The organism is Mycobacterium sp., from assembly GCF_965230835.1.
Lineage (GTDB): Bacteria > Actinomycetota > Actinomycetes > Mycobacteriales > Mycobacteriaceae > Mycobacterium.
The window spans coordinates 1116417-1140049 of sequence record NZ_CBDDLW010000002.1 but is presented as its reverse complement, the minus strand read 5'-3'; the positions used below and the strand labels follow the sequence as shown (position 1 = coordinate 1140049).

The 23633-nt window shown below is 63.3% G+C and carries 19 protein-coding genes and 1 tRNA gene; 10 read left to right on the top strand and 10 right to left on the bottom strand.

From position 1 onward, the window contains the following. Positions 1 to 7: 7 nt before the first annotated feature. Positions 8 to 1426, bottom strand: coding sequence for a zinc-dependent metalloprotease (locus tag ACO07W_RS05700; RefSeq protein ID WP_421841534.1), 1419 nt, complete (start codon positions 1424 to 1426; stop codon positions 8 to 10). 79 nt (positions 1427 to 1505) lie between these two features. Between ACO07W_RS05700 and ACO07W_RS05695 the strand changes: the two genes are divergently transcribed. From ACO07W_RS05695 to ACO07W_RS05685, 3 genes are all read left to right on the top strand, one after another. Beyond that, positions 1506 to 2528 carry a PDZ domain-containing protein gene (locus ACO07W_RS05695; protein WP_421841532.1) on the top strand — a complete coding sequence of 341 codons (1023 nt, stop codon included), beginning with the start codon at positions 1506 to 1508 and terminating at the stop codon, positions 2526 to 2528. A gap of 207 nt (positions 2529 to 2735) precedes the next feature. Then, on the top strand, positions 2736 to 5717 hold the full coding sequence (locus tag ACO07W_RS05690) for a UPF0182 family protein (protein ID WP_421841530.1): 2982 nt from the start codon (positions 2736 to 2738) through the stop codon (positions 5715 to 5717). Between the two features lie 128 nt (positions 5718 to 5845). Further along, a tRNA-Met gene (locus ACO07W_RS05685) sits at positions 5846 to 5922 on the top strand. Positions 5923 to 6125: 203 nt separating this feature from the next. Here ACO07W_RS05685 and ACO07W_RS05680 read toward each other — a convergent pair. Genes ACO07W_RS05680 through ACO07W_RS05670 form a run of 3 tightly spaced genes read right to left on the bottom strand, consistent with a single transcriptional unit; the run spans position 6126 to position 8544 of the window. Next, a complete protein-coding gene (locus ACO07W_RS05680) occupies positions 6126 to 7655 on the bottom strand; it encodes a PPE domain-containing protein (protein ID WP_421841528.1) in 1530 nt (509 codons plus the stop codon). Between the two features lie 2 nt (positions 7656 to 7657). Further along, a complete protein-coding gene (locus tag ACO07W_RS05675; protein ID WP_421841526.1) occupies positions 7658 to 7966 on the bottom strand; it encodes a PE family protein in 309 nt (102 codons plus the stop codon). Beyond that, a complete protein-coding gene (locus tag ACO07W_RS05670) occupies positions 7963 to 8544 on the bottom strand; it encodes a hypothetical protein (protein ID WP_421841524.1) in 582 nt (193 codons plus the stop codon). The genes ACO07W_RS05675 and ACO07W_RS05670 overlap by 4 nt, the downstream gene beginning before the upstream one ends. Positions 8545 to 8667: 123 nt before the next feature. Here ACO07W_RS05670 and ACO07W_RS05665 point away from each other — a divergent pair, with 123 nt between their 5' ends. After that, positions 8668 to 9480, top strand: coding sequence for a hypothetical protein (locus tag ACO07W_RS05665; protein WP_421841522.1), 813 nt, complete (start codon positions 8668 to 8670; stop codon positions 9478 to 9480). Positions 9481 to 9499: 19 nt separating this feature from the next. Here the strand turns inward: ACO07W_RS05665 and ACO07W_RS05660 are convergent, their stop codons facing one another. Genes ACO07W_RS05660 through ACO07W_RS05650 form a run of 3 tightly spaced genes read right to left on the bottom strand, consistent with a single transcriptional unit; the run spans position 9500 to position 12656 of the window. Further along, complete coding sequence (locus ACO07W_RS05660; protein ID WP_421841520.1) at positions 9500 to 11371, bottom strand: GMC family oxidoreductase N-terminal domain-containing protein; 1872 nt, start codon at positions 11369 to 11371, stop codon at positions 9500 to 9502. Further along, positions 11368 to 11697: a hypothetical protein gene (locus tag ACO07W_RS05655; protein WP_421841518.1), complete on the bottom strand. Its 330-nt coding sequence runs from the start codon at positions 11695 to 11697 to the stop codon at positions 11368 to 11370. Before ACO07W_RS05655 ends, ACO07W_RS05660 begins: the two co-directional genes overlap by 4 nt. Further along, a complete protein-coding gene (locus ACO07W_RS05650; RefSeq protein ID WP_421841516.1) occupies positions 11694 to 12656 on the bottom strand; it encodes a hypothetical protein in 963 nt (320 codons plus the stop codon). Before ACO07W_RS05650 ends, ACO07W_RS05655 begins: the two co-directional genes overlap by 4 nt. Positions 12657 to 13144: 488 nt before the next feature. Here ACO07W_RS05650 and ACO07W_RS05645 point away from each other — a divergent pair, with 488 nt between their 5' ends. From ACO07W_RS05645 to ACO07W_RS05635, 3 genes are read left to right on the top strand one after another with little or no spacing between them, the layout of a single operon-like run. Continuing rightward, complete coding sequence (locus ACO07W_RS05645) at positions 13145 to 14266, top strand: NAD(P)H-dependent flavin oxidoreductase (protein WP_421841514.1); 1122 nt, start codon at positions 13145 to 13147, stop codon at positions 14264 to 14266. Beyond that, positions 14263 to 14904 (top strand): TetR/AcrR family transcriptional regulator, encoded by a 642-nt coding sequence (locus ACO07W_RS05640; RefSeq protein WP_421841512.1) that lies wholly within the window; start codon positions 14263 to 14265, stop codon positions 14902 to 14904. The genes ACO07W_RS05645 and ACO07W_RS05640 overlap by 4 nt, the downstream gene beginning before the upstream one ends. Beyond that, on the top strand, positions 14849 to 16345 hold the full coding sequence (locus ACO07W_RS05635; RefSeq protein ID WP_421841510.1) for a flavin-containing monooxygenase: 1497 nt from the start codon (positions 14849 to 14851) through the stop codon (positions 16343 to 16345). Before ACO07W_RS05640 ends, ACO07W_RS05635 begins: the two co-directional genes overlap by 56 nt. A gap of 278 nt (positions 16346 to 16623) precedes the next feature. On the opposite strand, the gene ACO07W_RS05630 is transcribed toward ACO07W_RS05635, so the two are convergent. After that, on the bottom strand, positions 16624 to 18120 hold the full coding sequence (locus ACO07W_RS05630) for a potassium/proton antiporter (RefSeq protein ID WP_421841508.1): 1497 nt from the start codon (positions 18118 to 18120) through the stop codon (positions 16624 to 16626). A 174-nt stretch (positions 18121 to 18294) separates the two neighbouring features. On the opposite strand from ACO07W_RS05630, the gene ACO07W_RS05625 reads away from it, so the two are divergent. Further along, positions 18295 to 18987 (top strand): potassium channel family protein, encoded by a 693-nt coding sequence (locus ACO07W_RS05625; protein WP_421845824.1) that lies wholly within the window; start codon positions 18295 to 18297, stop codon positions 18985 to 18987. Between the two features lie 168 nt (positions 18988 to 19155). After that, positions 19156 to 19533 carry a nuclear transport factor 2 family protein gene (locus ACO07W_RS05620; RefSeq protein WP_421841506.1) on the top strand — a complete coding sequence of 126 codons (378 nt, stop codon included), beginning with the start codon at positions 19156 to 19158 and terminating at the stop codon, positions 19531 to 19533. Between the two features lie 146 nt (positions 19534 to 19679). Here the strand turns inward: ACO07W_RS05620 and ACO07W_RS05615 are convergent, their stop codons facing one another. Beyond that, complete coding sequence (locus ACO07W_RS05615) at positions 19680 to 20954, bottom strand: IS256 family transposase (RefSeq protein WP_421845823.1); 1275 nt, start codon at positions 20952 to 20954, stop codon at positions 19680 to 19682. Between the two features lie 252 nt (positions 20955 to 21206). Here ACO07W_RS05615 and ACO07W_RS05610 point away from each other — a divergent pair, with 252 nt between their 5' ends. Further along, a complete protein-coding gene (locus tag ACO07W_RS05610; RefSeq protein ID WP_421845822.1) occupies positions 21207 to 22178 on the top strand; it encodes an alpha/beta fold hydrolase in 972 nt (323 codons plus the stop codon). Here ACO07W_RS05610 and ACO07W_RS05605 read toward each other — a convergent pair. Then, entirely contained in the window at positions 22173 to 23519 is a 1347-nt protein-coding gene (locus ACO07W_RS05605; protein WP_421841504.1) for a flavin monoamine oxidase family protein, read from the bottom strand. The genes ACO07W_RS05610 and ACO07W_RS05605 overlap by 6 nt on opposite strands. Between the last annotated feature and the right edge of the window lie 114 nt (positions 23520 to 23633).

The following is a 23633-nucleotide window of genomic DNA, read 5'->3' as shown; positions in this document are numbered from 1 at the left end:
GCGTCGTTCAGCTATCCACAGCGTCGCCGTCGCCCTCGGAGCCCGGGACTTCGGTGTCGGGGACATCACGGTCGCGTCCGAGCTCGGCGATCGCCTCGTCGATACCGTCGGTGTCGCCGCCGATCACGCGGTCGATGAACGCGGACGGATCGTCGAGATCATCGGTATCGGGCAGTAGATCCGGGTGTTGCCAGATCGCGTCGCGGGCGTCTGTGCCGGCGGCCTGTGTCAGACGCTGCCAGAGCTCGCCGGCCTCTCGTAGCTTGCGTGGCCGCAACTCCAGGCCAACGAGAGTGGCGAAGGTTTGTTCGGCGGGGCCGCCGCTGGCCCGGCGTCGACGAAGCGTCTCGCTCAGGGCCGCCGTGCCTGGGATCCGCTCGCCCAGCGCATCGGTCACCACCGCCTGTACCCAGCCTTCGATCAGGGCGAGCAGCAATTCAAGCCGCTCCAGCGCCTGCGTCTGGGCTGGCGTTGCCTTGGGCTCGAATACACCCTGGCTCAGCAACTGTTCCACGGCGGCTGGATCGGTCAGCGACGCTGGATTGAAATCGCGTGCCAGTCCCTCGATCCCGTTCATGTCAACCTGTATGCCCCTGGCGTAAGCCTCGACGGCGCCAAGTAGTTGGCTGGCCAGCCAAGGGACGTGGGTGAATAGGCGATGATGGGCGGCCTCACGGGCTGCCAGAAAGGTCAATATCTCGCTGCGCGGCTGCTCAAGACCGGCCGCGAACGATTCGACAGCGCCCGGCATGATTGCGGCGACCCCCTTGGGGCCCAGTGGTAGACCGATGTCGGTCGACGTGAGTACCTCGCGCGCCAACCGGCCCAGCGCTTGGCCCAGCTGCGACCCGAAGGCCACGCCCCCCATCTGCGACATTATCGACATCAGGGGGCCCGCCATGCTTTTGGCCTCCTCTGGCAGCGACGAGGCCCAAACCGACGAGATCTGCTGCGCCATCGGATCGCACAGCCGCTTCCAGATCTCTAGGGTGCTGTCGACCCAGTCGGTGGGGCTCCAGCCCATCGCTTTGGTCGTGCCAGCGGGTAGGGAAGTCGCCCCGTTCAGCCAGGTCTCGGCTAGGTGCACCGCGTCGACGATCGCCGAAGTCGTTGTGGCCGGGATGGCCGCGCTCGACCCGATAGAGCTCGATGCGACGTGCCGAGCTAGATCGTAATTGACCGGACCAGCGGATTTGCCCGAAGCCATTGCGGTACCGACGCCGCCGAACATCTCACCCAGGCGGGTAAAGATCTGCCCTAGATTGGCCATGTCGAACTCACCGCCAGCGCCAAACGAGCCGAACGGACCCAACGGTTCAGAACCCGAGCCGGAGCTGGGATCGTTTTTCCCGCGTTCGTCGCGTTTGGGGTCGTCTCCGGTGGAGAAACCGAAAGCCGGGTCAGCCATGCTTTCAACGTTACCCACCTGGGCAACAGAATAGTGCAATCTGCGATCAAGCTCGCAGCTGAAACGTTTCCGGCCGGGTCCGTCTATTGTATGCGGCGTGAACAGGCGGATTTTGACCTTATTGGTCGCGCTGGTGCCGATCGTGGCGTTTGGCGTGCTACTGGCGGTGGTGAAAGTGCCGTTTGTATCGCTTGGGCCCGGCCCAACGTTCGACACTCTCGGTGAGGTCGACGGCAAGCAGGTGGTCCAGATCGAAGGAATTCAAACCCACCCCACTTCGGGGCACCTCAACATGACGACAGTGTCCCAGCGCGACGGCCTGACCTTAGGCGAAGCTGTGACGCTGTGGCTTTCGGGCCAAGAACAGCTAATACCGCGCGACCTCGTCTATCCGCCGGACAAGTCCCGGGATGACATCGACAAAGCCAACAACGCTGATTTTAAGCAGTCCGAGGACAATGCCGAGTACGCCGCCTTGGGATACATGAAGTATCCGCGTGCGGTTACGGTCGCCGCAGTTAACGATCCAGGGCCATCGGCGGGTGCCCTGAAGTCCGGTGATGCGATTGACGCGGTCAATGGCACTCCTGTAGCTGATGTCGAGCAGTTCACTGCATTGCTGAAGAACACCAAACCTGGCCAGGTGCTGACCGTCGATTTTCGTCGCAAGAACGCGCCGGCCGGCATCGCGGAGATCACGCTGGGCACTAGTGAAGATCGAGACTACGGCTTTATGGGGGTCGCGGTGCTCGATGCGCCGTGGGCCCCGTTCGTCGTGGACTTTCACCTGGCCAACGTCGGCGGGCCGTCTGCTGGGCTGATGTTTAGCCTGGCGGTTGTCGACAAGCTCACCACCGGTGACCTGGTCGGGTCGACGTTCGTTGCGGGTACCGGCACGATCTCCGTTGATGGCGAGGTGGGCCCCATCGGCGGCATCACTCACAAAATGGCTGCTGCCAGTGCAGCCGGGGCCACCGTGTTTCTCGTGCCCGCCAAGAACTGCTATGAGGCGGCTTCCGACAATCCGCCTGGTCTGCAGTTGGTGAAAGTCGAGACCCTCACCCAAGCGGTGGACGCGCTGCACGCGATGACATCGGGCGGGCAGATGCCGAGTTGCTAAGCCAATTCCTGGGCACAGCCGGGCAGTAATTGATGGGCCGAGGTTCACATGATCGGACTAGCACGTCAACTCCGATGCTGCGATGCGTAAAGTTGTGAACATCGACAGAAATCTTCGACAAACCGGCATCAATCGGCCCGGAAACGGCCGGGAGAATGTCGGTCAGCTGCGTTGATGCTTGCCAAATAAAGTTAGGGAGGGCAACTAGTGGGGATGCGCCCCGCCGCAAGGATGCCGAAGCTGACTCGGCGTAGCCGGATTCTGATCATTGTCGCTCTGGCTGCGATGGTGTTGCTTCTCGCTGGTCCGCGTTTGATCGACGCTTACGTCGACTGGCTGTGGTTTGGTGAGCTCGGCTATCGCTCGGTGTTTACCACCGTGCTGGCTACCCGCTTCTTAGTGTTCTTGGTGGCAGGGCTGCTGGTCGGCGGCATCGTGTTCACCGGCCTCGCGCTGGCCTACCGCAGCCGGCCCGTATTCGTCCCGAATAGTGAAAACGATCCGGTGGCGCGGTATCGCGCTGTCGTGCTGACCCGGTTGCGCACGGTGGGCTTTGGGATCCCCGCGGTGATCGGGTTGCTGGCTGGCGTCGTAGCGCAAAGCTACAGGGTGCGAGTCCAGCTGTTCCTGCACGGCGGCGACTTCGGGGTGAGTGATCCGCAATTCGGCAAGGACCTCGGATTCTACGCATTCGAGTTACCGTTCTACCGGCTCGTACTTACTTACCTGCTCGTTGCCGTTTTTTTGGCGCTGTTGGCGAACATGCTGTCGCACTATCTCTTCGGCGGCATTCGACTGTCCGGGCGGACCGGTGCGGTAAGCCGCGCCGCACGTATTCAGTTGGTCAGTTTGGTCGGTGTGCTGGTGCTGCTCAAAGCCGCTGCGTATTGGTTGGACCGCTACGAGCTGCTGTCACACACGCGCGGCGGCAAGCCGTTCACTGGCGCCGGCTATACCGACATCAACGCGGTGCTTCCGGCCAAGCTGATTCTCTTGGCGATCGCCCTGATTTGCGCGGCGGCAGTTTTCTCCGCGATTGTTCTGCGCGATCTGCGAATCCCCGCCATCGGCCTGGTTCTGTTGCTGTTGTCATCATTGATTGTGGGAGCCGGCTGGCCGCTGATCGTTGAGCAGATCAGCGTCAAACCCAATGCCGCGCAAAAAGAAAGCGAGTACATCAGTCGAAGCATCGCCGCTACCCGGCAGGCGTATGGCTTGACGTCGGAAGTGGTGAGCTATCGCAACTACAGCGGTGACGCGCGGGCAACAGCTCAGCAGGTGGCCGCTGATCGGGCTACCACTTCGAATATCCGGTTGCTTGACCCTACGATCGTCAGCCCGGCGTTCACCCAGTTCCAGCAGGGAAAGAACTTCTACTACTTCCCCGATCAGCTTTCCATTGATCGCTATCTCGACCGCAACGGCGATCTGCGTGACTATGTCGTCGCGGCCCGTGAGCTCAACCCAGACCGGCTGATCGACAACCAGCGGGACTGGATTAACCGGCACACCGTTTACACCCACGGCAACGGCTTTATCGCCTCCCCGGCCAACACCGTGCGAGGCATCGCCAACGATCCCAACCAAAATGGTGGTTACCCCGAGTTTTTGGTCAATGTTGTCGGCGCCAACGGCAGTGTCGTGTCAGATGGGCCGGCGCAACTGGACCAGCCGCGGATCTATTTCGGACCTGTCATCTCCGATACCTCGGCTGACTACGCGATCGTCGGACGTAATGGGCCGGACCGGGAATACGATTACGAGACCAACACCGAAGCCAAGAATTACACCTACGCCGGTAGTGGCGGGGTCCCAGTTGGAAACTGGTTATCCCGAAGCGTGTTCGCCGCGAAATTCGCTGAACGAAATTTCCTGTTCTCCAACGTGATTGGGTCCAATAGCAAGATTTTGTTCAATCGAGACCCGGCGCAGCGAGTCAAGGCGGTCGCACCATGGCTGACCACCGACAGCGCGGTGTACCCGGCGATTGTCAACAAGCGCCTGGTGTGGATCATCGACGGCTACACCACATTGGACAATTACCCTTACTCCGAACTCACCTCGCTGTCGTCGGCGACGGCTGACTCCAACGAGGTGGCGTTCAACCGGCTGGTGCCCGACAAACGGGTCTCATACATCCGCAATTCGGTGAAGGCCACGGTGGACGCCTATGACGGCAGCGTCACGTTGTATCAGCAGGATGAACAGGACCCCGTGCTGAAAGCCTGGATGCAGGTGTTCCCCGGCACGGTCAAGCCCAAGAGTGACATCACACCCCAACTGGCCGCGCATCTTCGCTACCCCGAGGACCTGTTCAAGGTGCAGCGGATGCTGCTGGCCAAATACCATGTCAACGACCCCGTGACGTTCTTCTCCACATCGGACTTCTGGGACGTGCCGTTGGACCCGAATCCGACCGCGAGCAGTTATCAACCGCCCTACTACATCGTCGCGAACAACATTGCCAAGAACGACAATTCGGCAGCGTTCCAGCTGACCAGTGCGATGAACAGGTTCAAGCGTGACTATCTCGCCGCCTACATCAGTGCCAGTTCCGACCCGGCGACATACGGCAAAATTACTGTGCTGACCATTCCTGGTCAGGTCAACGGGCCCAAGCTGGCCAACAACGCGATCACCACCGACACCACGGTGTCGCAGGACCTCGGTGTGATCGGGCGTGACAACCAGAACCGAATCAAGTGGGGAAATCTGCTCACGCTGCCGGTGGCCGAAGGGGGGCTGCTATACGTCGAACCCGTTTATGCTTCTCCCGGGACCAGCGACGCCGCATCGTCTTACCCGCGTCTGATCCGCGTGGCGATGATGTACAGGGACAAGGTCGGATACGGTCCCACCGTCGGTGACGCGCTCACTGCGTTGTTCGGGCCGGGAGCCGCCGCTGCGGCCACCGGGATTGAGCCTGCCGAAGGCGCCACGCAACCGAAGCCGCCGAAGAGTCCTCCGAAACCAGCCGGAGCGCCATCATCACCGGAACCGCCGGCGGCGGTTCCCCCGGCTCCAGATGGCGCGGCCACATTGTCCGCGGCCAAGTCCGCTGCCATACAGGAGATTCAGGCGGCCATCGGTGCGGCCCGCGACGCGCAGAAGAAGGGCGACTTCGCCGCGTACGGGTTGGCGCTGCAGCGCCTCGACGACGCCATCACGAAGTTCAACAGCGCCAAATAGCGGTGGTAACGAATCGGTGAGAACTGATCGTTGGATCGTGGAATCGGCGGCCCAATCGGCTTGTGAAAGGCCGCTGGGCATGCGATTTGGCGAGGTTCACAGGTGTTCGGTAACCTTGCATTCACCAACGCGGGGTGGAGCAGCTCGGTAGCTCGCTGGGCTCATAACCCAGAGGTCGCAGGTTCGAATCCTGTCCCCGCTACCAGCGGAAATGGCCCTCGGAGGAGACTCCGAGGCCATTTCCATTTGCGATTGCCATGTGTCGGACTCGGATGTCCACCTAGCGCGCGTCGATCAAATACCACCTTCGCATGTCGCGCCTGTCGGGCGGGCCAGCGGTACGACGGCGGCATGGTTTCTGCATTCGACATCGAACCAGCGGGCCAGCGATTGAGGACGCGCGCGGTGTCATGACGTCTGAGGTTGCTCGTTCCCGGTCCTGGGTAGCAGTGGGACGCGCGCACCGTCACCGTAGGTGTTGTCAGTCAAGGTGGTGAGACCGGCCGCGCGAACCTCGTGCCTCGATGGGGCACTGGCAGGACCACGCCGCTCGGCGCCTGCGCTCGATTCTGCCGGTCGCTGTCGAACTGGTGCTGTCGCGGGGCCGGAAGCATCATCGATTTCTAAGTATTCGTAGCGGTATCCGGGGCTGGCGACCGAGTGCGGTCGTCGCCGCGTCCGTCCCTGGTGGTGTATGGGCGTTGTGACGCCTAGAGATGATGCGGCGGTCCATGAAGCGGGGATCGTATCGGTGACACGTGACCGCGCCTGCGCATCGGTCCTGAGCCCAGCGCTGCCGATCATGTACCCGAAGCCTTCGGTCCCGCTGATCGGGGCCGGAGGTATCGGCGGGGCCGTGGACGCCGCGTTCGCCGAGATCGCGGTTGCCGGGGGAGACGCCACCGAGGCGGCCGCTGTTGTCGGGCCGTTCGGGACGACCAGGTCGATTGCTGGCGAGGCAGCCGTTGCTGGCGATTGCACGCCCAGCACCGCGGGCTGCGGCAGGTCGGCGCCAGCCGGTTCGACAGTGGCTCCGGCCAATCCCGATAGACCGGCCAGCCCGCTCAAACTTGCGATAGACACGCTTACGCCAACCTGTAGGAGCAGCGGCAGTTCTTGCAGAATGAATCGCAGCGTCCGCAGTGTCCAGTTGACGATGCGGTAGGTCTGCCAGGCGATGAAGTAGCTGATGAGTGCGGGAAACTGGGAAGGATTGAGCAAGCCCGGCAAGTTTTCTTCGATCCAGGCCAGCGCTTGGGCGTTGCCGTGGAAAAAGTTCGTCAGGTTCTCCAAATATTGCAATGGACTCCAGTTGGGTTGGCCCTGGCCGGGGATCCTTTCACCGTCGGGCCCGAAGAGCATTTCCCAGATTTCTTTGACAGTGGGCAATGTAAACGAACCCCTGCCGCCACCGCCGCCACCACCACCGCCGGGCCCGCCGCTAGCTTGGGCCGCGTCCTTCGTAGCTTGGTAGGTGGCCATCGTGGTGGCAGCCTGGAGCCACATTCGACCGTACTCGGCTTCGTTGAGCGAAATCGGAATCGTGTTGATCCCAAAGAAGTTTGTGGCTAGTAAAGATGCATGCATCGCGCGGTTGGCAGCCAATTCCGGCAGTGTCGGCATTGTGGATGTCGCGGCCGTGTAGGCGGTGGCGACTTCCTGGTGTTGGGTGGCCGCTTCAGCGCTGAGCCGGCCGGCCAACTCCAACCATGCCAAATACGGCATGTGTGCTGCGACATATCTGTCGGCTGTCGGCCCCTCCCACACTGTGGACGACCTCGTCATAATGGCCGTTAATCGCGCTGCCGCCACATGGTATTGGGCGCTCAACGATGCCCACGTTTCTGCTGCCGCCAGTAGCGGGCCGGGGCCCGGACCGCTGCTTAGCAAGGTTGAATGCACTTCGGGGGGAACTGCCATCCACACCGGCGCTGTCATGCTCAGCTGCCCGCTGCCGGATACGTCGCCGCGTCCGTCGCATCGCCAGCAGCATAGCCGGTGCCGGCCAGGTTCACCCCCAACCCGGCACGGTCCAATACTTCAACACCGTTTGCCGCCGTCAGCGTGTGTTGGCTGCCGCGAGCACTGAACACGGCAGCGGCAGCAATCGATACCGGGTCGGCCGCTGGCGGTGCCACCATCGAGACCACCGGGGCCGCGGCCGCATGCGCGGCCGCCAATTGTGCGGTAATCGCCTCTACCTCCGAGCTCATCTCAACCAAGCCTTCGGGAACAACGCGCAGCGTCATAGCCGCCGCTTCCCGGATAGCCGTGAACTCAAGAACCCGCTGCCAACATCTGAACAAGGCTCAGAACCGAAGCAGGAAGCCACAACCCAGGCGAGCAGGCCCGCGAGGAAACCGAAAACCAGGTGCCAGCCGGCCCGCTCAACCAACCCGTGCGATACCAGCGCCAGATGCCACGCCCGGTGGATTGAAAAGACCGAATTGGCTAGGGCAACAAGGTGAATCGGCCCGGCTGCCAAGGACAGTATCCATCGGCGCCTCCGGGCCGACGACAGACAGGCCACCATGTACAGCAATATCGCGGCTGACACATAACGGGTAGCCCAGATCGGATCGCTCAACCCATGCATTGGCATCGTCGCGACTGTGGACGCCGCCCCAACCGCAACCACCGTCTCACGTCTCACCGTCACCAACGCGACCGCCACCAGCGCGGTCAGCCAGACTAGTCCGCGGTGCCCGGGGAGTCCTAACGGAAGCCAGCTATCGGTGGAAAGAACGATAGCGGCGCCGGCGAGGACGGGAAACGTTATTTCTCTGGTGACCGTGGACCCGGCCGTCGGTTGTTGCACCACGGTCATGAGTCGATGATAGGCGGCCAATACCCGAGCTGATCTGCGCTGACGGCTAATTCACAGGCTAACATCGGTAAGTGCGTAGCTACGGGCCGTTATGGATGGTCGGCCGCGAACGATTGGTCTGTGATGGCAGCGCTTAGGCGTCGATCCATTCCTGACACTGGTGCGTTGTCCGGCGTAGACATCCTTATTGGGATTGACGACACCGACAATCTCTACACGCCCGGCACCGGCCGTCAGGCCCGCGCCCTGCTCCATGAGCTGACGGCCGCGGGCCTCGGTTTTCCTGCGGGCGCCACTCGTCATCAGTTGCTCGTTGATGATCGGATTCCTTACACATCACATAATTCGAGCGCGTGCCTGGCCTGGCGTAGCGCCCATGGTGACCCGCACGCGGTTCGTGCCGACATCATCAAACTGGCAGCGCGTTTCCTCGAACGGGTTTGCCCTGTAGATGCCGATCCCGGGCTCGCCGTCGTTCTCCCTGGGGCACTCGGCGCCGCCACGCGACAGCTGGTGGAGTTCGGTGGCCGCGCCAAGCGAGAAGTGTTGCATAGCAATGAGGCTCGTGAGCGCGCTGCGGAACTGAGCGTGCATCTGTCCGGACATGGCGGCACCCAACAAGGCATCATCGGGGCGCTGGCGGCAGTTGGGTTGCATCTGTCTAGCAACGACGGGCTATTCATCACATTGCCTGGGCTCAGTGAGCTGCCTAACTGCGCGACCATCGAAGCGGTGCAGGAACTTGTGCCCATCGACCTCGCTCGCGACCACCTGGACCGTCAACCCGAACCGGGAGAGGTTATCGAACTGGGTGATTGGGTTCGCCCGGTTTTACTCGACGGACTAGCCGTCTTGCTTCTTGAGCCGCCCCATATGCAAAACGATGGCAGCCGGTTGTGGCGGACAGCACCGCGTGCGGTGGTCAAGAAGCATTGATTTCCGGGGCGGTTAGCGCCTAGCTACGAGCGGCGACGACTTCGTCAGCGACTGCGAGCGCCAGGGCCATGATCGATACCTGGGGGTTCACCTGAGGGCAGCTGGGCAGGATAGACGCATCGGCGACCCAAACCCCCTCGACGCCACGCAGTCGTCCAGTGACATCGACAGGGCAGATCTCACGGTTACTGCCGGCAGCAGCGGTGCCGGTCGGGTGAAAAGCCGCAACATGCAAGCTCTTTGGACTGGTCCGGCGCAGCACCGACCGTAGCTCGATAGGGGAGCGGACGGAGCCGGCTGTCGGCAAGCCGGTGAGTACTTCGATCGCGCCTGCGGCGAACAGCAACCGCCCCATGGCCTCCACCGCGACCATGAGCTTTGCCGCGTCAGATCGCATGATGTTGTAGAGGACCACGGCGTCGCCGCGCCTCGACTTGACCACACGGCCGGAGCCCTGGTCGGCGACCATCGCTCCCAAGGTCGCGACGCGGTGTGCCTGATCGAGCCAGCCGAGCAACTCACGGCCGTACCCCGGAAGCACCATTGACCCCATGCCCGGCGGTGTCGATGTCGCCTCGATCAAGATGCCGTCCGACTCATGCAGCTCGTTGACAGCCGCACTCTGTAGCACCCCACGCCAGGCGTGGATGTCGTGCCCGAAGCTGCCAGCCAACGCAACGGCGGGATGCAGTGCGAGGTTTCGGCCCAGCCGGGGGTGATTCCCAAGGCCGCTGCGCCACAACAGGCCCGGCGTTTCGGTCGCGCCGGCAGCGACGACGATCGTCGACGCCAGCACATCGAAGGTCGTGCCGTCACGTCGTTTGGCTCGGACGCCCTTCGCGCGTTGCCCGGTGTGGAGCAACCGCACAACTCGCGCGTCCGCCACGATCTGCGCACCGGCCGCGCACGCCTGGGGCAGCGCGTTGAGGTGCACGCCGAACTTTGCGTTTGCCGGGCAACCGAGCGCGCATTGGCAGCAGCCGTCGCATCCCGGGGCGTTTCGGGGTATTGGCGCGGCCCGCCACCCGAGGACCTCGGCGCCGTGCAGCAGAGTGCGTCCGTTGTGTCCCATGATGGGCATGGGCACAGGCCCGACTCTGAGGGTTTCCTCGACCTCGCGGAGGTATCCGGCGAGGCGAGCCGGGTCGGCGACAGCGAGTCCAAAATGATCCCGCCAGCGGCACTGGACGGCCTCTGGCGGTCGGTAGCACGTGCCAGAGTTGACAACGGTGCTACCGCCTACCGCCCTGCCGATCGGCAGCACCACGGCGGGTCGGCCGAGCGCCGCGGTAGCGCCGCCGCCGCGGTACAGGCCGGCATAGCGATCCATCGGGTGGGTGGTGCGGAACTCGTTGACCGTCCAGCGGCGGCCTTCCTCAACCACGATCGTGTCGAATCCGTTGCGCGCCAGTGTCCGAGCGGCCATTGCGCCGCCGGCGCCCGAACCGATGACGACTGCGTCGGTGGTGACGACAGAGTTGATCTCGGCGGATGGCACAACCGTCAGCGCCGCATCGGGTCGCGCCACCTCGTGGCGTCGGGCACGGTCAAGTAGTTCGGCTGCGTACGCGTCGGCGCCGCTGGCGAGCAAGACCAGGGCCTTCAACCCCTCCACCGCGGCGTCAGCTTCGGGGCCGAGGGAGGCCACGCGCCGTAGCACCGCAGCGCGTGATTCGGGTCTCAGCCGCTGTAGAGACCGGCCTGTTGTGAGGTAGCTGGCGGCGGCCATTCCCGCCAACCCGGCTTGCATCGCGAAGCGGGTCGTCCTCGGTAGTTGTGAAACGTAGCGGTTAACCCGTTCGAGGATTTGCGCTGGAGGTGGACCTCCGTGCTCTTCAGGTAGCAGCGCGGCACCGAACGAGGCCGTCGCACGGTCGGCCAGTCGCGTCATCGCCGACGGCCGAGCTTGCGGCCCAACTTGATGAAGAACGGGTAGGTCGCGAAGATGATGCCGGCGGCGGCGTGCATTGGCCACCGGATTTCGCTGGTCTTGACGTCGAAAACCCCGCTGTTCCACATGAAGTCGCGGCCGCTCTGGGACCCGAACGGGCGCCATAGCACTCCAAGGCCCGGCACGTTTTGGTACAGCCCAAATGATGTGCTGAAAAATGCGCCCAGCGTCGCGGCTTCGGCAACGTCGCGCTTTTCTTCTGGCAGGGTGCGTTCGATCCATAATCCGGAGGCGACGAGCATCGGCGGGTCGAGAAGGAAGCTCATGCGGGGTTCCTTTCGTTTACGGGCGGTGCCTCGGAGCTATCGGGGCCGGCGCGCAGCCCGACTTCGGAGTGTCCGGTGCCGAGCACGGACCAGGTGCGGTCTCCGACCTCGACGTAGACATCGGCTTGCTCGGTGTTGGTGCACACCGCGGTGGCGCCATCGGGATCGGTGTAGCGCAGGCTGACGCACTTGTTTTCGGGCTGGTCAACACGGATCAACACGTTGCGCCCAGCGATACGTCCGGAAAGTTGCCAATGCCGAACCCCCAGCGTGGTGTGCATCCGCACGGACGGCACGGGTCCAGCGGGCCAATCGCGGCCGCCGAGACGGAACCGGACAAACGCTATCGGTGGAAGCCTGCGCAAAGCTGGCCGCTGGGATACTGCGGTTACTACCTCCAGGATGTCCCCGCCGCCGAGGTCGGCGTGGATCCAGCCCCAGCGCTTGGCGTTGCCATGCCCGTATATGTGGGCGACGGCACCGCGCCAGCCCTGCACGCAGTGGCGTTGAGCGAAAGCAGCTAGGTTGCCTCTGAATTCGGCCGTTGGGGCGATCACCACCTGAGCGCCGGGCAGCAGCTCACGCTCCCAGGCGGAGCGCGGAAACGTCCACAGCGGTGGGCCGGCGTCCTTCCATCGTAGGTCCCAGCGCAGTGTCCCGGCTTGCCCGGTGAACCTCTCCGGTGCGGCCTCGACGCCCGCGCCGCTGAACCATAGAGCGCCCGTGGGCTGCACGGGTGTGGGTCCGAAACGCTCGGTAAACGGCGGGCAGTCGGCCGGGAAGAAGCTCGCCCAGCCGTGTCCGAAAGGCGCTTGGCCCGTGGTCGGGGCCACGATCTCATAATGCAGCCACAACCCGGCGTGCGTTGCGGGGTCGGACAGGGTGGCGTACCAGACCTCCATTCGGCCTGGTATGCCGCGCCATCGCGGTGCGGCAGCTGAACGCAATTCGTCGTCCATGACTCTCCTTGGTCGGGCTGAGTCGCTGCCCCGTGTGGCTTCCATTACAGATTGACATATCAGTCAACAACTGGCTAGCGTCGCCGCCATGCGGGACGCTGCGGTGTCCGAGCAGTGGTGTCTTTGGGGCTGTAGCGCCTGGCCAGCTGGTACCTGCTGTTGGCTACGACAGCGGGTCGGCGCGGGCGGCAATGATCCGTCGACGCTGCTCCCGCGGTTGCTGGGCGTGCGCGGGCCGCTGGATCGATCCCGCATCTCTCGATCTGTCGTTGCGCTTCGGTGGTGAGGCCGCCGGACGTGATCTGATCGGGCTCGAGCCGCCGGAGCGAACCAGCGGTGGATTGGCGGTGGTTGGCATCATCGTCTGGTTCGGGGGCGAGATCATAGCGGTCGATGTCTGCTCGTCAATGTTGAACCCTAGGCATCCGGGATCGCGGTGACCACTAGTCGATTGACATATCAGTCATTACGTCGTTACGGTCAATTTCATGCGGACCAGGCTCGCCGAGATGCTCGGTGTGGAATTCCCGATCTGCGCGTTCAGCCATTGCCGCGACGTCGTCGCCGCGGTGTCGAATGCTGGTGGTTTCGGAATCCTCGGGGCTGTCGCCCATACGCCAGAGCTGCTCGAGACCGAGCTGACATGGATTGAGCAGCAGACGCACGGCAAACCCTATGGTGTCGATCTGCTGCTACCGCCGAAGTACGTGGGTGCCGAGGAGGGCGGGATCGACGCGGAACAGGTGTCGGCGTTGCTGCCTGATGAGCACCGCGCGTTCGTCGATGACTTGCTGGCGCGGTACGGCGTGCCGGGCGAACCGGGTCGGAAGTCGCGCGGTGGCGGTCTCAACGTGTCGCCCAAAGGCTACGAACCGCTGCTGGACGTCGCCTTCGCGCATGAGATTCGGCTTGTCGCCAGCGCTCTCGGCCCTCCGCCCGCCGAGCTGGTCGAGCGGGCGCACGCTAGCGATGTCCTGGTAGCCGCACTGGCCGGCACTACCGGACATGCCGTCCGCCACGCTGCGGCCGGTGCGGACCTCATCGTCGCTCAGGGCACCGAGGCTGGCGGCCACACCGGAGAGGTATCGACGATGGTTCTGGTCCCGGAAGTGGTTGATGCCGTTGCGCCGGTACCCGTGCTGGCTGCGGGCGGAATCGCGGGCGGCCGCCAGGTCGCCGCGGCGCTAGCGCTGGGCGCCGAGGGTGTGTGGTGCGGATCGGTGTGGCTGACCACCGAAGAGGCTGAAACGCCGCCAGTGGTCAAAGACAAGTTTCTTTCAGCGACGTCATCGGACACGGTGCGGTCACGATCACTCACCGGAAAGCCCGCTCGGATGCTGCGGACCGCGTGGACCGAGGAGTGGGAACGGCCCGACACCCCCGATCCGCTTGGTATGCCGCTGCAGACGGCGCTGATTGGGAGGTCCCAAGTCCGCATCCACCAGGCTGCTAGTCAACGGGACTCACATGCGCGCGAGCTGGCCACTTACTTCGTCGGCCAGGTCGTCGGTGCATTGAACAAGGTGCGGCCCGCTCGTGCTGTGGTGCTGGACATGGTGGAAGAGTTCGTCGAAGCCGTGGAGAAGCTCGAGCAGCTGGCTGAGCGATGAGCAAAACCACGCGGCGGTGGCGCGCGGTCAGCGACGAGGAAAAATCTCAGCGCCGTGACGAAATCATGACTGCTGCCAAGGTGGTTTTCGCCCGAAAAGGCTTCCACGCCACAACAATTGCTGATATCGCGAAGCAGGCCGGTCTGGCGTACGGGTCGATATACTGGTACTTCGACTCGAAGGACAGTCTGTTCCACACGCTGATGGCCGTTCAGGAAGAGGCGCTGCGTTCCCATTTGGCTGCGGAACTGGCAGGACTCGCTGAGAACAAAGATCAGGAGGCGCTGTTTCGCGCCGCGGTTCGGGCCACGTTCGAATTCTTCGAAGCCGATAAGGCCACCGTCAAGCTGTTGTTCCGTGACGCCTACGCGCTGGGGGATCGGTTCGAGAAGCACCTGGGTGGGATTTACGAGCGATTCATCGATGAGATCGAGACGCTTATCGTGCTAGCTCAGGACCGGGGGGACGTGGTACCGGCACCACCGCGAATGGTGGCGTTTACGCTCGCGGCGTTAATTGGGCAGCTGGCGCATCGGCGGATGACCACTGACGACGGCGTGACTGCCGAGGTGGTCGCTGATTTTGTCGTCTCACTCACGCTCGACGGGCTGCGGCCGCGTCGACGTCGAGATGTCTGACCTGCGCTGCGTAGTCGTTGGCGCCGGTATGGCGGGAATCCTTGCTGCCATCAAGCTTCGCGAGGCGGGCATCGATCATGTCGCGGTGTACGAGAAAGCAGCCCGACTGGGTGGCACTTGGCGGGAAAACACCTACCCGGGCGTCGCCTGCGACGTCCCGTCGCATCTCTACACGTACTCTTTCGCGCCGAATCCGGAATGGAGCCACGTGTTTTCGCCCGGTGCAGAGATTCTCGGCTATCTAGTGGCCGTTGCCCAACGGTACGGAGTGGACAAGCTGATCCGTTATGGCTGCGAGGTACTTCGCCTGGAATACAACGGATCGCGTTGGCGCATAGATATGTCTACCGGAGAACAAGACGTCGCCGATGTGGTGATCGCTGCCACTGGCGTGTTGCACCACCCGCAGTATCCCGACATAGAAGGCGTGGATGAATTCGCTGGCAGTGTGTTCCACAGCGCACGCTGGGATCACAGCGTGCCTTTGGATGGAGCTCGGATTGGGGTGATAGGTACCGGCTCGACGGCGGTGCAGATCACCGGTGCGTTGATCGACGCGGTAGGCGAACTACGCTTGTTTCAGCGCACCCCGCAGTGGATTCTGCCCGTCGAGAATCCGCCAATCGCCGAAGCGGAACGCGCTCGATATCGTGGCGATCTGAGTGCGATGGTGGCCCAGCGCGAAGAGCTGAGCGACGATTTTGTCCGGCACTTCGCCAACGCGGTGATTGATGCCCAGTCGCCGCAGCTGAAGTCGCTGCAGGACCTCACCCGCGCCAATCTCGAGACCAGTGTTGCCGATCCGGTTCTTCGGGAGAAGCTGAGGCCTGATTACCGGGCAGGATGTAAACGCTTGATTATCTCGGCGAACTTCTATGCCGCGATTCAGCGGCCCAACGCCCACCTGGTTGCCGAACGCATCGCGCACCTAGAAGGCGCAGGTGTCCGCACCGTTGACGGTGTGCTGCACCCACTCGACGTGCTGGTGCTCGCGACCGGGTTTCGAGTCGATCGCTTCCTGCGCCCGATTGAAGTCCTCGGTCGCGGTGGGGCGCGTCTCGACGAAGCCTGGTCGCAGGGCCCGTTTGCCTACCTGTCGGTCTCGGTGCCCGAGTTTCCCAACCTCTTCATGATTAACGGCCCCAACGGGCCGGTTGGCAACTTCTCGTTGATCGACGTCGCCGAGGCGCAGATTGGGTACGTGCTGCAGCTCGTCAGTTTGCTGCGTCGCGGTGACTGCCGCCAGATCAGTGCCAGCCCTGGTGCCACCGCGCGCTTCGAGGCGCAACGGGTAGCAGCGGCCCGCAAGACTGTGTGGGTAACCGGTTGTCGAAGTTGGTATCTCGATCAGCGCGGGGTCCCAGCAGCGTGGCCGTGGAGCTTCGCCCGTTTTCGCGAGGCGATGACCAGCCCACTGCTTGCCGACTACGAAATCGCGTAGCGGTGAATGAGTTGCGGCAATCGCAGAATTGATCGATTCGGTCGTTGGTCGGATTATGAAGCCAGGTAGCACCCGCGTCTACCGTCAACTGACCAGCATCACTGTGTGTGCGAAGGCTTCGAGCATCCAGCGGCGACTGCCAGCGCCAGGGTTCGTCGTGCACCGGCAAAACCGCCTGAACGGGGCGGTCTTGATGTTGCCTTGACGGCGTCAGCCCCCGCTTGCGGATGGATCACTTGGAAGCGGCTCTGGGCGGGTGCGAGCTCCCGCGGTCAGCATCAGTCAGGTGCTCCGTACTCGTCGAACCAGTACGCGAGTTTGCCTCGCCGGCTTACCGCGCGAAGTCTGGATTCGGCTGCAGCGCGCGTTCTACTGGTGGTAACGATCAATAGTTCGTCTCCGGTCGCTATACGAGTATCAGGCAGCGGGACGAAGGTGTGGCCGTCTCGGATGATCAGCGTGATTACTGCCGGGTCTGGTAGCCGGAGTTCGAGGATGGTGACGTTGTGCAGCCGGGATGGTGATTGCACGGTCATGGTCAGCAGTTCGGCGTCGAGCATGTCGAGCGGTGCGGCTTCAACCTGGATCTCGCGGGTGGATTCGCGAGAAAATAGGCGCAGCCAATGCGCGATCGGGCGCAGACTGGGGCCTTGCACCAAGGTGAACACCACCACCAAGACGAACACGATGTTGAGCAGGCGGTGGCTGTCTGGAACGCCCGCAACGACCGGAAAGGTCGCCAGCACGATAGGCACTGCGCCCCGCAGACCCGCCCACGACAAAAAGGCCTGCTCGCGCCAGGGAATGCGAAACGCGGCGAGTGATCCCACAACCGACAACGGCCTGGCAACCAGCAGTAGCACGAGTCCGACGACAACCGCGGGAACCACGTCACTTGCCAGCTCGCTTGGCTTCACGAGCAGGCCGAGCAGCACGAAGAGCCCGATCTGTGCCAACCAGCCGACTCCTTCGGCAAAGGAACGGGTCGCCGACCTGTGTGGCAGCCCCGAGTTGGCCAGCACGACCGCGGCCAGATACGCGGCGATGAATCCGCTGGCATGGATACTGCCGGCGGCGGCGAACGAGACCAGTCCTAGCCCGAAGGTCGCAATGGGGTACAGGCCGGATGCGGGCAAAGCGATACGGCGTAGCGCGACGGAGCCGAGATAACCGACCGTCAATCCGATCGCGGAGCCACCGACGAGCTCGTAGACGAGATCGGTGACGGCATGCTCCGGCTCGAAAACGAAAGGCACCACACTGAACATCAGCACGAGAATCACGGCGGGCGCGTCGTTGAAGCCGGACTCAGCCTCAAGCAGGCCGGCCACGCGTCGCGGTAGTGGGAGCACACGCAGTACCGAGAACACCGCTGCGGCGTCCGTGGGTGACACGATAGCTCCGAGCAATAGCGCTAGCTGCCAGTCCATACCGAGCAGCAGGTGTGCGCCAACCGCAGTAGTCACCGTGCTGACAACCACGCCGACGGTGGCCAAAGCACTCGCAGGCGCGAGCACCTTTCGAATATCGCTGAACCGGGTGGTCAAACCGCCTTCGACCAAGATCAAAGCCAGCGCGGATGTGCCCACGTTCCTGGCCAGTTCTACGTCGTCGAACTCAAGCCCTAACCCGTCGGTGCCGAGCACGACACCTACCAGTAGGAAAAAGAGCAGGCTGGGGAACCCCACGCCGGTGGCCACTCGTGTGCCGACGATGCTTGCCAGTAGCACGAAACCACCGATCAGCAGCGTTAGGTCCAGCTGGTGCAAACTCATCTACGTCCCGTTCAGACATAATCTTGGCAGCGACGAAGACACCGCACCGCTGTGCGACTCGCCGCGTGCTGCAAGTAAATCAGGAGACCCTGGTGGGGTGCTTGGTGTACGGGGGGATGTCGCGGTTCTGTCCGGACCCGCATGAGACAAGATGGCTGGGTGGCAGAGCGAAAAGTGCGAGTCGCGATAGCCGGCGCCGGGAACGTCGGTCGATCCGTGGCGCGCGAGCTGCTCGGCTCCGGCCATAAGATCTTGCTGATCGAGCGAGAGCGCCGGAACTTCGAACCGCATACGGTACCCGAAGCGGATTGGCTCAACGCCGACGCGTGCGAACTAACAACTTTGCAGGAGGCCGGCGCGCAGACGTGCGATGTCCTGATCGCCGCGACCGGAGATGACAAGGCCAATCTGGTAGTAGGCCTGCTGGCCAAGTCGGAGTTTGGGGTACCCCGAGTAGTTGCCAGGATCAATGACGTCCGCAACGCCTGGCTGTTCAGCCAGGCGTGGGGTATCGACGTGGCAGTCTCGACTCCCGGCGCCATGGTTGCTGGAATCGAGGGCGCCATCGACGTGGGTCACCTGGTCCGTTTGATGGGGCTCCGGGAGGGGCAGGCAGCATTGACGAAACTTACTCTGCCCGAGGATAATCCACTCGTAGGTCAGCGAGTAGGAGAGTTAGAGCTACCGGCCAACACCGCTTTGGTGACCGTACTTCGGGGCGGCAATGTTCTGGTGCCTCGGCCTGATGATGTTCTTGAAGCCGGGGACGAAATGTTGTTCATCGCCGATAGCTCGTTGGAGGGTTTCATCCGTTCGACGATCCACAGCGCTAAGCCTCCTCGGGCGCCGATTGACCGCGAGGTTTGATCAGTGGCGATCGGGTGCGCGGCCGGGGCGGGCGGCGTCTGTCAGGCGCGTTCCGGACTGGGGGCCGGGCACGGAAAGCCTTGTGCGGAAAAGAGTATGGACTAGCCTCTGGCCGCAAGCGCTGGCTTGACTCCGTACCTGGTCGGGTAAACCGCTAAGCTTGGCTCGGTGTTAGCTGTACGGCTTCGTGAGATGTTCGATCAGATGGTTGTTGCCAAGAATGCTGCACTCATCGAGTACTACTACGACCCTGATCTCGTGATGTGTTCCGACGGTCTGAGGCAAGACTTCGCCGAATTCCGAGACAATCACCGCAGGCTCTACGCGACGTCCATCAGCTACGTAGTCGAATACGATGAACAGGCATGGGTGGAGGCAGAAGACAAGGTTGCGGCCCGGGTATGGATCACTATATCTCGACCCGATGAGGTTCCCGTCCGGATCGAAGTTGTGATCATCGCCGCCTACCGCGATGGTCGTATCCACCGGCTCTGGGAGACAACCTGGCCGAGTTGGCGAACTGTGGCCGCGCTGGAGTACCACTGATCAGCGCTCCTGTCCACCTCGCTTCAGCGTAATTGCCTGCGGCTGTCGGCCTTGCGGGCGCGGCCGGCTTAGACGGCCGGCGGTTGTTGCGGGTGGCGTCTTAGGACTGGTGTAAAAACGCTGGGCGCATGTTCCTGGTGGTCATGTTACGCGGCGGTGGTGTCGGTCGTGGTTGTTGTGGTGGGGGGATGCAGTGGGCGGGGTGGCTCGAGCAGTTGGTGGCGTAGTTCTTGGAGGTGGCGGCTGGTCGCTGATGTTTGGGTGACTCCGCGCCAGCCGCGGCTGGCGCGGTCGAGGACGGCCCATACCAGCGACAGACAGCTGGTTTCGCCGGGTAGGCGGCCGATGACCTTGACCCGGCGACGGGATTCTCCGAAGGTGCGTTCGATGAGGTTGGAATGGCGGATGCGTGTCCAGTGTTGGCGGGGGAAGCGCAAATGCACGCTCAGCGAGGCGAAGTCGTTGGCCAGGCAAGCGACCGCGGCTGGGTAGAGCCCGCGGTATGTGGTGGTGAACTCCTCGGCGCAGCGGGTGGCTTCATCCACGGCCTGCTGGCCGGGTGGCTGGTCAATGTCATCGAAGATCGACCAGAACGCGGCTTTGATCTCGTCCTGGACCGCGACAGGTGTCTTGGCGATGACGTTACGGCAGCGATGGATCAGACACCGCTGACGCAGGCTTGCCGGAAACGTGGTCTCCCATGCGGCGATCAGGCCCGGCGCCCCGTCGGAGATGCCCAGTAGCGGCGGGCGTAGTCCCCGGTTCCTCAGGTCAGCCAAGAAGTCGGCCCACGCATCAGCCGACTCCGCTGCGGCTGGGGCCAGCCCAATAAACAGGGGCTTGCCGTCGGTGCAGATGCCCCAGGCGGCCAGCACCGGCTCGGCCGGGGCGTTGGGATGCATCCGAAAGTTCGAGGCATCCAAGAACAGGTAGTCCAACACCAGCTCATCAAGGCGTCGAGACGACCACGCAGCGAACTCGTCTTTGATGGCCGCACAAATCCGGCTCACCGTCGAGCGCGACAACGCCGCCTGCGAGCCCAGCACCTCGGCCAACGCGGCCTCGATGTCGCGATCCGACAAACCGCGCACCCATCCCGAAATCACCAACGCCTCCAGAGCGTGGGTGCGCGTCACCCCGGCACCGAATAGCCGCGAACAGAACCGCTCGTCGGTGTCGCGTAGTTTCGGGCGGCATAATTCGACCGAGCCCATCGTGGTCTTCACCGTCGCCGGCGGTTGATACCCATTGCGGTACCCGCCCGGGCCGTCCTGAACCCGACGCTGGTGACGGGCTCGGCCCAACACTGCTTCTACCTCGGCCTCCACGGCGACCTGAAACACCAGACGCACCGATAACCGCCCGACCTCCTCCAAAATCTCGGTCAACGGCCGCTCGGTCGCGGCGAACAACTGATCCATCTCAACACGCACACGCTCAATCGGCGATACTCGCTTGGTCACGGGCGTAGCCCCTCCTTCATAGCTTTCGTCGGTTGCGACGGAACCTACGCCCGTGACCATTTACACCAGCGATGAGACGCGACCTTGTTGCGCGAGGGGTGGTTTTTGTCGCCGTGTTTGGCTAATTTGAGCAGTGCGTAGCCGATTTCACGTTACAATCGGCCGCAACCGGAAGGCGGCAGCGTGGCCGTGTTCGAAGGGGGAGCGGCGATGGGTGCTCGAAGAACCGCCAGTGACGGTGCGCCAAGCCAATTGCCTGATTCGTTACCGCCGAGCCGTACCTTAACGGTCCGCGCGACAGACGGCACCCCGTTGCATACACAGGTCTTCGGTCCGCCCGACGGCTACCCGATAGTGCTGTCGCACGGCATTGTCTGCGCTATCCGTGTGTGGGCCTACCAGATCGCCGACTTGGCGACCGATTACCGGGTCATCGCCTTCGACCATCGCGGCCACGGACAAAGCGGGGTACCGCGGCGCGGTGGCTATAGCCTCAAACACCTTGCAGCCGACCTGGATTCCGTGCTGGAGGCGACGCTAGACCCGCATGAGCGTGCGGTTGTCGTCGGCCATTCCATGGGTGGGATTGCCATCGCCGCGTGGTCGGAGCGCTACCGGCACAAAGTCCACCGTCGTGTCGACGGTGCAGCCCTGATCAACACGGCTACTGGTGACCTGTTGCGCAAGGTCAGACTGTTGCCGGTTCCGCGGGGGCTGTCGCCGGCGCGGGTTATGGCCGGGCGTGGCCTGATAAGCGCGTTCGGCGGGATTCCGCTTCTGGGAGCGGCCAGTATCCCTGCCCGGTACCTGGTTTCTTTGCTGGCGGTCGCGGGCAATGCCCACCCAAGTGCAGCCAGGCTGGTCTATGAGCTGTTTGCGCAAACCTCACCCGCCGGGCGAGGAGGTTGCGTACGGATGCTTGTCGACGAATTAGGGCCTCGGCACCTCGACCTGACTGGCCTGACGGTACCCACTTTGGTTATCGGCAGCGAACGTGACCGGTTGACGCCGATCAGCCAATCCCGCAGGATCGCTAACGTTGCCCCCAACGTCGTGGACTGTGTCGAGTTGTCGGGTGGCCACTGCTCGATGTTGGAGCAGCACCAAGAAGTGAACCGCCGGTTGCGGGCACTAGCCAAGTCAGTGAGCAGTCACTCCCGGTTCCGGCAGATCAGCTCATAACATGGCGGCAATCTCGGCCGCCGCGCGCTGGCCGGACCGCACCGCGCCGTCGAAGTAGCCGGTCCATTCGTCTGCGGTTTCGGTGCCGGCCCAGTGAATTGGGCCAACCGGTTCGCGCAGCCATTTCCCGTATTTTGTCCACGAGCCCGGTGGCACTGCAGCAGTCGGTCCGCCCGGAGCGAATTCCTCGGTGCCCCAGCGCTGGTCGATGTAGTCGAGCGGTTCGAGTGCTTCGTCGCCGAACAGGGAAGCAAAGCAGCGCAACGCGGCGTGGCGGCGTTGTTCTTTGGGCATCGTGTCGAATCCGCGGGCATCAACGAACCCCATCAGGACGCCCGGTCCGTCGGCGTGCGGACTGACATCGAAGGTGATGAACACCGGGCCTTTGTCCGACAGTGCCTGGCCGGAGAAGCCCTTGGCTCGCCAAAACGGCGTTGAATAGGCAGCACACGTCTTGCTTAGCCGGCCCTGCGGCCAGTGGTCGGCGAGGTTCTCATACTCGGCTGGAAGGGGGGGAGTGAATTCGATGCAGGAGCGATGGGCCGGCGGGATGGCGACGATGACGAAGCCAGCTTCAGCCCGGCCTCGATCGGAGGTGATGGTCACGCCGCCACCGTGCCGGTCGATGCGACGTACTGGAGCGTTGAGCACAACACGTGTGCCCAGTTCAGCCGCCGCCAGCTGGGCGATCTGCTGGGTGCCGCCCTGGAAGTGGTCTTGCTGGGCGCCATTCTCCACGTCAAGCAGCCGGTCTAGGCCGCCGGCCGCGCGCGCGTAGCGAGCGGCGTGCAGCATCGACACGTCATCGGGCTCGCAACCCCACGTCACCCGGGCCATGATGGCCATCAGGTCGCGCGATGAGGCGGTTGCGTGGACTGAGCGCAACCACCCGCCGAGCGACAGGTCGTCGAGTTCGCGTGCGCGCTGCGCATCCCAGGGGGCGGTTATCGGAACAGTTCGGGTGATTCTTTCGAATTGCCAACGTAGCCGGCCGATGTCGATTAGCCCGGTCAACGAAAGTTTGGGGATAGTACCGCGGTAGCTGCGCGCCGAGCCGCGCCACCGGATGACGTTCTTGCCTTCGTCATGGGTCGGGGTGGTTGGCACCTGCAGCTCGGCAGCCAGGGCTAAAACCGCGTCTTGGGTGGGGCCGACGAACGCGCCGCCCATATCAGCTGGTAAACCTGCGACGCTGCCGGTGAAGGAGCGACCGCCTACGCGATCTCGGCCTTCGAGTACCAGCACGTTGTGGCCCTGGTGCGTCAGCTCGCGGGCTGCAGTCAGCCCGGCAAAACCGGCGCCCACCACGACAACGTCGACAGTCCATGGGGGGTTTGACACGCCTCTAGTCAACCGCATTTCGACGGATCCGTCCGCTAAATTGGCTGGCGTTGCCTTCGCGGGCCGCTGAACAGCTCAGACTCTCGTAAGGTAGGTGCGCTGAAGTCCGTACTG